This window comes from Streptomyces sp. G45 (assembly GCF_049542095.1).
Taxonomy (GTDB): domain Bacteria; phylum Actinomycetota; class Actinomycetes; order Streptomycetales; family Streptomycetaceae; genus Streptomyces.
On sequence record NZ_JBMUZU010000001.1, the window covers coordinates 4654010 to 4667297 of the forward strand.

Consider the following 13288-nt stretch of genomic DNA (forward strand, 5'->3'; position numbering starts at 1 on the left):
CATCACCGATTCGTAGGAAGTAACTTGCCTGTTTTGGGGTGAACTTCGGTCCTAAGTGGGTTTTGACGGTGCGTAGTCTGTGCGCCATGCATACCGCCGGGAGCCAAGTGACGTGGGGTGGCGTCACCATCCCGGGCGCAGTGCGGATGAGTGCCGGAACAGGCGCGTCCGTACGTCGGGGGGACCGGAAGCCAACTGCCGTTTCCAGGTGCGGACCACCGCGCCTGCCCGAGGAGTAGTCGTTCGATGAGCGAGCACCGTCGCAAACCGCCGCAGGGCGGCGGACGCGCCGCGGCCAGGCGTGGCGCATCCGGCGCGCCGCCAGGGCGCCGCGCAGCACCGCGTGGCTCCACTGGATCGCCGTCTTCGTCATACGGGTCCGCACCGGCCTCTCCGGGGGCCGGGGCTCCCGAGGGCGCCGAGCGCCCGTACGGGGGGCGGGCCGAGGCCAGGCGCGCCGCCCGCAACGGCTCCGGGGGAGCGGTGGCGGGCGCCGCAGGGCTGCCGTGGACGGGGGCGGGCGCGCCAGGGGGCGGGGCTCCGGGGCTCCGGCCAAGAAGCGCTTCATCGACTATCCGCGCGCGGGCCGTACCGGGGCCCGGCGCTGGATTCCGTCGTGGCGCCTGGTGACCGGCCTGTTCGTGGGCTTCCTCGGCGGTCTGATGGCGGCCGCGGGCATCGCGTACGCCCTGGTGGAGGTGCCGAACGTCGCTGACGCGGCCAAGGCGCAGAACAACGTCTACTACTGGGCCGACGGCTCCCAGATGGTCGCCACCGGCGGCGAGACCAACCGCCAGATCATCAAGTACGAGGACATCCCCGAGGCGATGCGCAACGCCGTCATCTCGGCGGAGAACAAGACCTTCGAGAAGGACAAGGGCGTCGACCCGATGGGCATCGCCCGCGCCGTGGTCAACATGGCGAAGGGCGGTCAGACCCAGGGCGGCTCGACCATCACGCAGCAGTACGTGAAGAACGCCCGCCTCGACGACCAGTCGCAGACGCTCAGCCGCAAGTTCAAAGAGCTCTTCATCTCCATAAAGGTCGGCCGGACGGTCCCCAAGGAAGAGATCATGGCGGGGTACCTCAACACCGCCTACTACGGCCGCAACGCGTACGGCATCCAGGCCGCGGCCCGCGCCTACTTCGGCAAGGACGCGGCGGAGATGAACCCGAGCGAGTGCGCCCTGCTTGCGGCCGTGCTCAAGGGCGCCACGTACTACGACCCGGCGGGCTACCCCGAGATCGACCCCGCGGCCAACCCGAAGGACAACCGGGCGCGGGCGATCAAGCGGTGGAAGTGGATCCTTGACGAGCAGGTCAAGGACGGCCGCATGGAGGCCTCCGTACGGGACAAGTACACCGAGTTCCCGAAGCTCCAGAGCCCGCGCTCCAACGTCAAGCTCAGCGGGCAGATCGGCTACCTGGTCTCCCTCGCCAACGCGTACGTGATCAACAACGCGCACATCACCAAGCAGCAGCTCGAACAGGGCGGCTACGAGATCCACACGACCTTCGACAAGAAGAAGGTCAAGGAGCTGGAGAAGTCGGTCGAGAAGGTCCGCAAGGCCAAGATCAAGCCCAGGCTGCGCCCGGACAAGGACACGCACGTCCAGTTCGGCGGCGCCTCGGTGGATCCGAAGACCGGCGCGATCGTGGCCATCTACGGCGGTGAGGACGCGACGAAGCACTTCACCAACAACGCCGACACCACCGGCGCCCAGGTCGGCTCCACGTACAAGCCCTTCGTGCTCGCGGCGGCCTTCAGGAACGGCGTCCGAGCCAAGGACGGCCCGGAGGTCCAGAGCGACGCCGAGCGCACCATCATCAACCCGAAGAGCAAGTACAGCGGCAAGAACAAGCTCAAGATCAAGAACTACGACGGCACGGTCTGGCAGGACAAGGACGGCAAGGAGTGGCTCCAGACCAACGACGGTCACGAGTCCTACAACCCGCCGACCTACAAGATCGACCTGCGTGAGGCGATGCGGCAGTCGGTCAACTCGGCCTACGTCCAGCTCGGCATGGACGTAGGCCTGGACAAGGTGAAGCAGGCGGCCATAGACGCGGGCCTGCGGGACGACGGATCGATGGCGGGCGCCACCTACCCGTCCTTCTCCCTCGGCACCTCCTCGCCCAGCGCGATCCGCATGGCGGGCGCCTACGCGACCTTCGCGGCCAGCGGCAAGCAGAACGACCCGTACTCGGTCAAGGAAGTCAAGAAGGAGGGCGAGCCGATCTTCCAGCACCAGGCGAAGACGAAGCGCGCCTTCGAGGAGAACGTCGCGGACAACGTCACTGACGTGCTGAGGACCGTCGTCGACAAGGGCACCGGCACGGCGGCCAAGCTTCCCGGCCGTCAGGTGGCGGGCAAGACCGGTACCACGGACGGCAACAAGTCGGCCTGGTTCGTCGGCTACACGCCGCAGCTGTCGACGGCCGTCAGCATGTACCGGCTCGACGACGACGAGAACAACAAGAAGCGCGAGTTCCTGGAGATGTTCGGCACGGGTGGCGAGGAGAAGATCCACGGCGCCTCGTTCCCCGCGCAGATCTGGCACGACTACATGGCGGAAGCGCTCAAGGGGAAGCCGGTCGAGACGTTCCCGACGCCGGAGCCGATCGGCAAGGTCGTGGGCGAGCCCGTGGCTCCCCCGCCGACGCAGACCAAGGAGCCGGAGGAGCCCAGCGACTCCCCGACGCCGACCCCGACCGAGACGAAGTCCGCCGAGCCTCCGCCGTCGAAGACTCCCGACCCCACCGAGACGTGCTCCGAGGGCGACCCGCGGTGCGAGGACGACGGTGGCAACGACAACGGCGGAAACGACAACGGTGGCAACGACAATGGCGGTGTCATCGGAGACCCGGGCGGTGAGTCACCCCCACCCACCGGCGATCCGGACGGGGGCAACGAGAACGGCAATGGGAACGGCAACGGTCACGGAGGAGGGATCTTCGCCGGGCCGACCGGATAGGCCGGACCTCGCCACAAGGCACGGCTGCGGGTGTTTCACGTGAAACAGCGCGTGCTGGGCGACCGACTGTGTTTCACGTGAAACGAGGCCGCCGCACCAACCCGGTGCGGCGGCCTCGCCCGTCTCCGTGGGCACCGGCGCGCCTACCAGCGCGTGTGACGGGTCCGCGGAAGCCCCCGGTGTGGTTCAGAAGCCCGCGGCGGAGGGAGCTCACGGAGGCCCGGCTGAGGCGTACGAGGGGCCTTCAGGCAAGTCCGTCCGGAGTTCCCGGACCCGTACGGCAGGATGTGCGCCATGCCCAGCGCAGAGATGACGCCCCCCACGCGCGCGCAGCAGTCCGCGAGCGCACAAGAGCCGCAGCCCGTGCTGCCGACACGGCAGGACGAGGTCGCCGCGGCCGGAAGCGAACTGATCGGCGGCCCCATCGGCCGCAGAGCGCTGCTGTCGGCGAGCTGGTGGACGCCCGTGCGCATCATCGCCCTCGTCGCCATCGGCATGTTCGCGCTCGGCATGGTGCAGAAGATGCCCTGCTACAACGGCGCCTGGTTCTTCGGCGCCAGCTCGCAGTACACACACGCCTGCTACTCCGACATCCCGCACCTCTACAAGGGACGCGGCTTCGCCGACGGACTCGTGCCGTACTTCGACAAGCTGCCCGGCGACATGGAGTACCTGGAGTACCCGGTCCTCACCGGCCTGTTCATGGAAGTGGCCTCCTGGCTGACACCGGGCAGCGGCAGCCTCCAGCACCAGGAGAAGGTCTACTGGATGGTCAACGCGGGGATGCTGATGGTCTGCACGGCCGTCATCGCGGTCTGCGTGACCCGTATCCACCGCGGCCGCCCCTGGGACGCCCTGCTCGTCGCCCTGGCCCCGGCCTTCGCCCTGACGGCCACCATCAACTGGGACCTCTTCGCCGTGGCGCTCACCGCGGCCGCCATGCTGATGTGGTCGCGCGGCCGGGCCCTCGCCTTCGGTGTGCTGCTCGGGCTCGCCACGGCCGCCAAACTCTACCCGGCCCTGCTGCTCGGCCCGTTGCTCGTCCTGTGCTGGCGGGCGGGCAAGCTCTGGAAGTTCCTCCTCGCGCTCGTCGGCACGGCCGTGGCCTGGCTGGCCGTGAACCTGCCGGTGATGCGGCTCGCGCCGGACGGCTGGGCCAAGTTCTACAGCTTCAGCCGCGAGCGGGGCGTCGACTTCGGGTCGTTCTGGCTGATCCTCTCCCAGCGCATGGACGACTCCTTGACCACGGACACGGTGAACAAGCTGGCCATGGCGCTGATGCTGCTCGCCTGCCTGGGCGTGGCCGCACTGGCCTTCACCGCGCCGCGCCGCCCGCGCTTCGCACAGCTGGCGTTCCTGATCGTCGCCGCCTTCATCCTCACCAACAAGGTCTACTCGCCGCAGTACGTGCTGTGGCTGGTCCCCCTGGCCGCCCTCGCCCGGCCGCGCTGGCGGGACTTCCTGATCTGGCAGGTGTGCGAGGTGGCGTACTTCCTGGGCATCTGGATGTACCTCGCTTACACGACCAGCGGAGACGCCCACAAGGGGCTGCCCACCGAGGGCTACCAACTGGCCATCGCGGTCCATCTGCTGGGGACGCTGTACCTGTGCGCCGTGGTCGTGCGGGACGTCCTCATGCCGGAGCGGGACGTGGTCCGCAAGGCCGGGCAGGACGATCCGTCGGGCGGGGTGCTCGACGGAGCGCCGGACGTGTTCGTGCTCGGGCCCGCGGCACGGCCGCCGGAGCACGTCGTGGAGGGCGGGCCGTTCGTGAAGTGGGGTGCCGCGGGCGACGGTTCACCCTGAGCGAACACGCCGCTCGGAGGGGACGAGCAAGCGAAGGGCCGGGCCCGCGGACTGCGTCGCGGGCCCGGCCCTTTCTCGTGAACGGCGCGGTGAGGGCTCAGGGAGAGCGGGGCGGTGTCAACGCGCTCACCGCGCGTCGTAGCCGCTGTGAGCGGCCCTGTGGGCTTCTCAGCGGCCCCCTCGGCCGTCGTGGGTCAGCGGTCGACGATCCGGTCGAACGTCGTCGTCGTGTGCCGCAGATGGGCCACCAACTCCTCGCCTACCGTCGGCTCGGGCGCGTCCGCCGGTACGAAGAGGATCGACACCTGCATGTGCGGCGGCTCGGCGAACCAGCGCTGCTTGCCGCCCCAGACGAACGGCGACAGGTTCCGGTTGACCGTCGCGAGGCCCGCGCGGGCCACGCCCTTGGCGCGCGGCATCATGCCGTGCAGCGCCTTCGGGGCCTCCAGGCCGACGCCGTGCGAGGTGCCGCCCGCGACGACGACCAGCCAGCCGTCGGACGCCGCCTTCTGCTGGCGGTAGCCGAAACGGTCCCCCTTGGCGACGCGCGTGACGTCCAGGATCGAGCCCCGGTACTCGGTCGCGTGGTGGTCGCCCAGCCACAGGTGCGTGCCGATCCGCGCGCGGAAGCGGGTCTGCGGGAACTGCTGCTGGAGCCGCGCGAGTTCCGGGGCCTTGAGGTGGCTGACGAACATCGTGTGCAGCGGCAGCCGGGCGGCGCGCAGCCGCTCCATCCACGCGATGACCTCCTCGACGGCGTCCGAGCCGTCGGGGCGGTCCAGGGGCAGATGGATCGCGAAGCCCTCCAGGCGCACGTCCTCGATCGCGGCGTGCAGCTGCGGCAGGTCCTGCTCGCTGACGCCGTGGCGCTTCATCGAGGACATCACCTCGATGACGACGCGGGCGCCCACGAGGCCGCGGACGCCGTCGATCGACGACACCGAGCGGATCACGCGGTCGGGCAGCGGAACGGGCTCCTCGCCGCGCCGGAACGGCGTCAGGACCAGCAGGTCACCGCCGAACCAGTCCTTGATCCGAGCGGCCTCGTACGTCGTGCCGACGGCGAGGACATCGGCGCCGAAACGGGTCGCCTCGTCCGCCAGGCGCTCGTGGCCGAAGCCGTAGCCGTTGCCCTTGCAGACCGGGACGATGCCGGGGAACTGGTCGAGCACGTGCTTCTGGTGCGCCCGCCAGCGCGCGGTGTCGACATACAGCGTGAGCGCCATGGCTGGTCCCGGAACCTTTCTGGTAGCGGCGGTGTATCAGGGGTGTGGATGGAATGGAGACAGAAGGCCGTGTGGAATCAGCGACGCGACATGTAGATGTCGAGCGCCTTGTGCAGCAGCTTGTTCAGCGGGAAGTCCCACTCACCGACGTACTCGACGGCCTCGCCGCCGGTGCCGACCTTGAACTGGATCAGGCCGAAGAGGTGGTCGGTCTCGTCCAGCGAGTCGGAGATGCCGCGCAGGTCGTAGACGGACGCGCCGAGCGCGTAGGCGTCGCGCAGCATCCGCCACTGCATCGCGTTCGAGGGCCGGACCTCGCGCCCGATGTTGTCGGACGCGCCGTAGGAGTACCAGACGTGCCCGCCCACGACGAGCATCGTCGCCGCCGACAGGTTCACGCCGTTGTGCCGCGCGAAGTACAGCCGCATGCGGTTGGGGTCCTCGGAGTTGAGGGCCCGCCACTGCTGCTGGAAGTAGCTCAGCGGCCGCGGGCGGAACTTGTCCCGGATCGCCGTGATCTCGTAGAGCCGCTGCCACTCGGGCAGGTCGTGGTAGCCGCCCTGGACGACCTCGACACCGGCCTTCTCGGCCTTCTTGATGTTGCGCCGCCACAACTGGTTGAAGTTCTTCAGGACCTCGTCCAGCGAGCGGTTGGCCAGCGGCACCTGGAAGACATAGCGGGGCTGGACGTCGCCGAACCCGGCGCCGCCGTCCTCGCCCTGCTGCCAGCCCATGCGGCGCAGCTTGTCGGACACCTCGAAGGCGCGCGGCTCGATGGTCGTGGCCTCGACGTCGCGCAGCCGCTTCACATCGGGGTTCTGGATGCCCGCCTTGATCGCGGCGGCGTTCCAGCGCCGGATGACCACCGGCGGGCCCATCTTCACGGAGAAGGCGCCCTGCTTCTTCAGATGCGCGAGCATCGGCTGGAGCCAGTCGTCCAGGTTCGGGGCGTACCAGTTGATGACCGGGCCCTCGGGCAGATACGCGAGATAGCGCTTGACCTTCGGCAACTGCCGGTAGAGCACCAGGCCCACACCCACGAGCTGACCGGTCCTGTCGTCGAACCAGCCGAGGTTCTCCGAGCGCCATTCGCTCTTCACATCAGCCCATGCCGGGACCTGGCAATGGCTCGCCGACGGCAGGCTCTGGATGTACGCCAGATGTTGCTCTCGGCTGATGGTCCTCAGGGTCAGGCTCATTCGCGGCGCTCCTCGGGCTGGTGTGTCCCCATGGATACAGGGGCTCCGGCTCTAGCGCCGAAGCCTACTGTGCCCTGCGAGCGCCCCGATTGGGCGTATGCAACCTTCGCCCCCGGCCGGGCTTCGACCAGGGGTGGCGCGGACGGTCAGCGAGCGGTCCGCACGGCGGCACGCGGCCGCCGGGGGATCACCACAGGCCGCCGAAGAGACCGCCGTGCGCCATGCCGAGGAAGAAGCCCACGGCCGAGGCGCCGAGGCCGAGGACCAGGAAGAAGCGCTCCCGGGTCGTCACGGAGATGAACTGTCCGTAGGCGCCCGAGAAGATCCCGACCAGGCCGGTCCAGGAGCTGAGCAGATGGAGGTGGTGGAACATCGCGGTCACGAAGGCGATCGCACCGAGCACCAGCGTCACGCCGACCAGCGTGTCCTGGAGCGGGTGGGGCTTGCCGTCGGTGGCGAAGAGGGATCCCGCGGTGTCGCGTCGCATTGCCTGTGCCATGGAGGCACCTCCTGCGGAAGGCGGCGCATCGTAGCGCCGTACACACCCGATGTGTACAGATTCTGCCCGTCCGCCGCCGGATTTCAACCGCAAGCCACTGTGCGGGTACTCTGTACCGTCTGCACCGGTGTCTGCCCTGAGCAGTCACGGATCGGTCACCGACCGCATCCGGGCTGACACAGCCATGCGGCAGCCGAAACGGCAGGGACTCCCCCTCGGATCTCCGAACCCTCGGATTTCTCCGGTCGGGGCGCCCGATTGTCAGTGGCGGCCGATACCGTTGCGTACGCATCACGACCCTCCTGCCACGGAACGACCGTGGCCGCTGAGTCCAAAGGAGGTGGGTTCCACATGCGTCACTACGAGGTGATGGTCATCCTCGACCCCGATCTTGAGGAGCGCGCTGTCTCTCCCCTGATCGAGAACTTCCTCTCCGTCGTCCGCGAGGGCAACGGAAAGGTCGAGAAGGTCGACACCTGGGGCCGTCGTCGTCTCTCGTACGAGATCAAGAAGAAGCCCGAGGGCATCTACTCGGTCATCGACCTGCAGGCCGAGCCTGCGGTCGTCAAGGAGCTCGACCGCCAGATGAACCTGAACGAGTCGGTCCTCCGGACCAAGGTCCTCCGTCCCGAGACCCACTGAGCCCCCTGGCTCAGACCCGTTGAGCCGTAAGGCTCGGCGGCACTCGGGATTCGAGTAGCAGCACAAGCAGCCAGCAGCAAACCCGCCGAGAGGTTCCCCAATGGCAGGCGAGACCGTCATCACGGTCGTCGGCAATCTTGTCGACGACCCCGAGCTGCGCTTCACCCCGTCCGGTGCGGCGGTCGCGAAGTTCCGCGTCGCGTCCACTCCCCGCACCTTCGACCGGCAGACCAATGAGTGGAAGGACGGCGAGAGCCTGTTCCTGACCTGCTCGGTCTGGCGTCAGGCGGCGGAGAACGTCGCCGAGTCGCTTCAGCGAGGCATGCGCGTCATCGTGCAGGGCCGACTGAAGCAGCGGTCCTACGAGGACCGTGAGGGCATCAAGCGCACGGTCTACGAGCTGGACGTCGACGAGGTCGGCGCCAGCCTGCGGAACGCCACGGCCAAGGTCACCAAGACCTCGGGCCGCGGTGGCCAGGGTGGGTACGGCGGCGGTGGCGGCCAGCAGGGCGGCGGCTGGGGCGGTGGCCCCGGCGGTGGCCAGCAGGGTGGCGGCGGGGCTCCCGCCGACGACCCGTGGGCGACCGGCGCGCCGGCCGGTGGCGGCCAGCAGGGCGGCGGCGGTGGCGGTGGCGGCTGGGGCGGAAGCTCCGGCGGCTCCGGTGGCGGCTACTCGGACGAGCCCCCCTTCTAAGCCCCAGGCCCCTGGCCTGGAGGGCGAGAAGGCGGGTCGCACCCACACTTCTTGATCACACAGGAGAAACACCATGGCGAAGCCGCCTGTGCGCAAGCCGAAGAAGAAGGTCTGCGCTTTCTGCAAGGACAAGGTCACGTACGTGGACTACAAGGACACGAACATGCTGCGGAAGTTCATTTCCGACCGCGGCAAGATCCGTGCCCGCCGCGTGACCGGCAACTGCACGCAGCACCAGCGTGACGTCGCCACGGCCGTGAAGAACAGCCGTGAGATGGCGCTGCTGCCCTACACGTCCACCGCGCGATAAGGGAAGGGTGACCGACTCATGAAGATCATCCTCACCCACGAGGTCTCCGGCCTCGGTGCCGCCGGTGACGTCGTCGACGTCAAGGACGGGTACGCCCGTAACTACCTGATCCCGCGGAACTTCGCGATCCGCTGGACCAAGGGTGGCGAGAAGGACGTCGAGCAGATCCGCCGTGCTCGCAAGATCCACGAGATCGCAACCATCGAGCAGGCCAACGAGATCAAGGCCCAGCTCGAGGGCGTCAAGGTCCGTCTGGCCGTTCGCTCCGGCGACGCCGGTCGTCTCTTCGGCTCCGTCACCCCGGCTGACATCGCTTCGGCGATCGAGGCTGCCGGTGGCCCGAAGGTCGACAAGCGCCGCGTCGAGCTGACCGCGCCGATCAAGACGCTGGGCGCCCACGCGACGTCCGTGCGTCTGCACCCCGAGGTTGCCGCCAAGGTCAACGTCGAGGTCGTCGCTGCCTGAGCATCACGCTCGCAGGACTGAGTGAAGAGGCCGTACCCACTGGGTGCGGCCTCTTTGCTGTGCGGTACGGGTGCGATGCGGAGGGCTGTGCGGTACGCCGTGCGATGCGGGAGCGCTGGGCGCGAGGCGTACCGTCAGGCGTCATGCAGTCCTGGGCGGCGGAGCGTTTCACGTGGTTTCACGTGAAACATCGCGTCAGCGGGTGGCGCCCGTGACGATCCAGCGGCCCGAGCGTGAGCGCAGCCACAGGGTGAGCAGGCGCATGGTCATCATCAGCGTCATGGCGCCCCACAGCCCGGTCAGTCCGCCGCCGAGCGTCGGTACGAGCAGCGCGACCGGCGCGAACACCGCGAGGGTGATCAGCATGGCCCAGGCCAGATACGGGCCGTCTCCCGCGCCCATCAGTACGCCGTCCAGGACATAGACGACGCCGCAGATCGGCTGGGCGGCGGCTATCACCATCAGGGCGGGCAGGGCCGCGTCCTGGACGGGGGCGTCGCCGGTGAAGAGCGGGACGAACACCGGTCGGGCGGCGACGACCAGCAGGCCGAGCACGATGCCGGAGGCGAAGCCCCACTGCATCATGCGACGGCAGACCGCGCGGGCACCGTCGGGGTCGTTGGCGCCGAGATATCGGCCGATGATGGCCTGCCCGGCGATCGCGATGGCGTCGAGGGCGAAGGACAGCAGGCTCCACAGGGACAGCACGATCTGGTGGGCCGCGATGTCGGCGTCGCCCAGGCGAGCGGCCACGGCGGTCGCGATCATGACGATGGCCCGCAGGGAGAGCGTACGGACGAGGAGCGGGACGCCCGCCTGGGCGCAGGCCCTGATTCCGGCGGCGTCCGGGCGCAGGGAAGCGCCATGGCGCCGGGCGCCCCGGACGACGACATACAGGTAGACCGCCGCCATGCCGCACTGGGCCAGGACGGTGCCCCACGCGGATCCGGCGATGCCGAGGCCCGCGCCGTAGACGAGGAGCGCGTTCAGGGCGGCGTTGGCGACGAAGCCGCCGACGGCCACATACAGCGGGGTCCTGGTGTCCTGGAGGCCGCGCAGCACACCGGTGGCGGCGAGCACCACCAGCATCGCGGGGATGCCGAGGACGGAGACCCGGAGGTAGGTGACCGCGTAGGGCGCGGCGGAGTCGGAGGCGCCGAAGAGGTCCACGAGCGCGGGCGCGGTGGGCAGGGCGACAGCGATCACGGCGGCGCCCAGGAGCAGGGCGAGCCAGATGCCGTCCATGCCCTGCCGGATGGCGGCCTGGAGGTCACCGGCGCCGACGCGGCGGGCGACGGCGGCCGTGGTGGCGTACGCGAGGAAGACGAAGACGCTGACGGCCGTCATCAGCAGGGCCGAGGCGACGCCGAGACCGGCGAGTTGCGCGGTGCCGAGATGGCCGACAATGGCACTGTCCGCCATGACGAAGAGCGGCTCGGCCACGAGTGCGCCGAAGGCGGGGACGGCGAGCGCGACGATCTCTCGGTCGTGTCGTCGCCGGGCGGCCTTGGGCGCCGCGGGAGCCTGTGTCATGTGCACCAATCTAATCTTCCACAGGTAAGAGATGCAACGGGCCTAGGGTCCTTACCTGGGTTGTGTGTGCGCATCGATCCGCGTGCCATTCGTCACGATCTTGGGCCGACTGGGGAAGTTTTTCTTCTGCACAGCCGGTGGATGGGAAAGTTGCAGGTCAGACCCTGTGGATAAGGTCTCCTGAGGGCTTGTTCACAGGGCTGTCCACCGGACCGTGCACAGGTTTGGCGGGGTTCTCCACAGCATCGGGGCAGTCATCCACACCGCCTGTGGATAACCAGATTGGCTGACGGTGCCCGCGGGCCTACCGTAGTCCGGCGCCCGCCTCGTCCTGCCATCGCGGAAACCACGCAAATCCGACGCGTCAGAACCGGAGTTGGGCCCCCTTATTTGTCAGTGTCGTGCCGTAGGAATGAGGGGCACGGCGAGGTCCGCGCGGCGGACGGGAGGAGGCGGCCCGGTGAGCATTTCCGAGCCCTTGGACGACCCGTGGGCCGACAGCGGGCCCAGTGATCGTCTGCCCGTGTCCCGGCCGCCTCGCGACGGTGGCCGGGGCCGCGAGGAGCAGCACGAGCGCGGCTGGGACGGCGGTCCCTCCTTCGAGCGCGTCCCGCCGCAGGACCTCGACGCCGAGCAGTCGGTGCTCGGCGGCATGCTGCTGTCGAAGGACGCCATCGCGGACGTCGTAGAGGTCCTCAAAGGCCATGACTTCTACCGCCCGGCCCACGAGACGATCTTCTCCTCGATCCTCGACCTGTACGCACGGGGCGAGCCCGCCGACCCCATCACCGTCGCCGCCGAGCTCACCAAGCGCGGCGAGATCACCAAGGTCGGCGGCGCCTCGTATCTGCACTCGCTGGTCCAGACGGTTCCGACCGCCGCGAACGCCGAGTACTACGCGGAGATCGTCCACGAGCGCGCGGTCCTGCGCCGCCTGGTCGAGGCCGGAACGCGCATCACGCAGATGGGATACGCGGCCGACGGCGATGTGGACGAGATCGTCAACAGCGCCCAGGCCGAGATCTACGCCGTCACCGAGCAGCGCACCAGCGAGGACTATCTGCCGCTCGCCGACATCATGGAGGGCGCCCTCGACGAGATCGAGGCGATCGGCTCCCGCAGCGGCGAGATGACGGGCGTGCCCACGGGCTTCACCGACTTCGACTCCCTCACCAACGGCCTGCACCCCGGCCAGATGATCGTCATCGCGGCCCGCCCCGCCATGGGTAAGTCCACCCTGGCCCTCGACTTCGCGCGCGCCGCCTCCATCAAGCACAACCTGCCCAGCGTCATCTTCTCCCTGGAGATGGGGCGCAACGAGATCGCGATGCGCCTGCTGTCCGCGGAGGCCCGCGTGGCGCTGCACCACATGCGCTCCGGCACGATGACGGACGAGGACTGGACGCGGCTCGCCCGCCGGATGCCGGAGGTCTCGGCGGCGCCGCTCTACATCGACGACTCCCCGAACCTGTCGATGATGGAGATCCGCGCGAAGTGCCGCCGCCTCAAGCAGCGCAGCGACATCAGACTCGTGATCATCGACTACCTCCAGCTCATGCAGTCCGGCGGCTCGAAGCGCGCCGAGAGCCGCCAGCAGGAGGTCTCGGACATGTCGCGAAACCTGAAGCTGCTGGCCAAGGAGCTGGAGGTGCCGGTGATCGCGCTGTCGCAGCTCAACCGAGGCCCCGAGCAGCGCACGGACAAGAAGCCCCAGGTCTCCGACCTGCGTGAATCCGGCTCCATCGAGCAGGACGCCGACATGGTGATCCTGCTGCACCGCGAGGACGCCTACGAGAAGGAGTCACCGCGCGCGGGCGAGGCGGACATCATCGTCGGCAAGCACCGTAACGGCCCCACGGCGACGATCACGGTCGCCTTCCAGGGTCACTACTCGCGCTTCGTCGACATGGCGCAGACGTAGCACGGCCAGGGGGCCAGC

The 13288-nt window shown here is 68.9% G+C and carries 10 protein-coding genes and 1 pseudogene; 7 read left to right on the top strand and 4 right to left on the bottom strand.

Annotated features, from left to right (window positions below; genetic code table 11):
• The first annotated feature begins 246 nt into the window (after window positions 1-246).
• Together ACOBQU_RS19370 and ACOBQU_RS19375 are read left to right on the top strand one after the other, a co-directional pair.
• Window positions 247-2975 (top strand): annotated as a pseudogene (locus tag ACOBQU_RS19370) (transglycosylase domain-containing protein).
• A 285-nt stretch (window positions 2976-3260) separates the two neighbouring features.
• Window positions 3261-4781, top strand: coding sequence for a glycosyltransferase family 87 protein (locus ACOBQU_RS19375; protein WP_423628602.1), 1521 nt, complete (start codon window positions 3261-3263; stop codon window positions 4779-4781).
• A gap of 194 nt (window positions 4782-4975) precedes the next feature.
• Here the strand turns inward: ACOBQU_RS19375 and ACOBQU_RS19380 are convergent, their stop codons facing one another.
• The 3 genes from ACOBQU_RS19380 to ACOBQU_RS19390 form a co-directional block, all read right to left on the bottom strand.
• The gene (locus ACOBQU_RS19380; protein WP_423628603.1) at window positions 4976-6007 is read right to left on the bottom strand and encodes an alanine racemase; all 1032 of its coding nucleotides are present in this window, start codon (window positions 6005-6007) and stop codon (window positions 4976-4978) included.
• A 77-nt stretch (window positions 6008-6084) separates the two neighbouring features.
• Window positions 6085-7206 carry a lipid II:glycine glycyltransferase FemX gene (locus ACOBQU_RS19385; RefSeq protein ID WP_423628604.1) on the bottom strand — a complete coding sequence of 374 codons (1122 nt, stop codon included), beginning with the start codon at window positions 7204-7206 and terminating at the stop codon, window positions 6085-6087.
• 187 nt (window positions 7207-7393) lie between these two features.
• Window positions 7394-7705, bottom strand: a complete 312-nt coding sequence (locus tag ACOBQU_RS19390) for a hypothetical protein (RefSeq protein ID WP_423628605.1) — start codon at window positions 7703-7705, stop codon at window positions 7394-7396.
• Between the two features lie 351 nt (window positions 7706-8056).
• On the opposite strand from ACOBQU_RS19390, the gene rpsF reads away from it, so the two are divergent.
• The 4 genes from rpsF (at window position 8057) to rplI (ending at window position 9816) form a co-directional block, all read left to right on the top strand.
• The gene (gene rpsF / locus ACOBQU_RS19395) at window positions 8057-8347 is read left to right on the top strand and encodes a 30S ribosomal protein S6 (protein WP_006604399.1); all 291 of its coding nucleotides are present in this window, start codon (window positions 8057-8059) and stop codon (window positions 8345-8347) included.
• A gap of 100 nt (window positions 8348-8447) precedes the next feature.
• Window positions 8448-9041 carry a single-stranded DNA-binding protein gene (locus ACOBQU_RS19400; RefSeq protein ID WP_423628606.1) on the top strand — a complete coding sequence of 198 codons (594 nt, stop codon included), beginning with the start codon at window positions 8448-8450 and terminating at the stop codon, window positions 9039-9041.
• 73 nt (window positions 9042-9114) lie between these two features.
• The gene (rpsR, locus tag ACOBQU_RS19405) at window positions 9115-9351 is read left to right on the top strand and encodes a 30S ribosomal protein S18 (RefSeq protein ID WP_003949403.1); all 237 of its coding nucleotides are present in this window, start codon (window positions 9115-9117) and stop codon (window positions 9349-9351) included.
• A gap of 18 nt (window positions 9352-9369) precedes the next feature.
• On the top strand, window positions 9370-9816 hold the full coding sequence (gene rplI, locus ACOBQU_RS19410) for a 50S ribosomal protein L9 (protein ID WP_423628607.1): 447 nt from the start codon (window positions 9370-9372) through the stop codon (window positions 9814-9816).
• 195 nt (window positions 9817-10011) lie between these two features.
• Here the strand turns inward: rplI and ACOBQU_RS19415 are convergent, their stop codons facing one another.
• Window positions 10012-11349 carry an MATE family efflux transporter gene (locus ACOBQU_RS19415; RefSeq protein ID WP_423628608.1) on the bottom strand — a complete coding sequence of 446 codons (1338 nt, stop codon included), beginning with the start codon at window positions 11347-11349 and terminating at the stop codon, window positions 10012-10014.
• 460 nt (window positions 11350-11809) lie between these two features.
• On the opposite strand from ACOBQU_RS19415, the gene dnaB reads away from it, so the two are divergent.
• Window positions 11810-13270 (top strand): replicative DNA helicase, encoded by a 1461-nt coding sequence (gene dnaB / locus ACOBQU_RS19420; protein WP_423628609.1) that lies wholly within the window; start codon window positions 11810-11812, stop codon window positions 13268-13270.
• Window positions 13271-13288 lie beyond the last annotated feature (18 nt).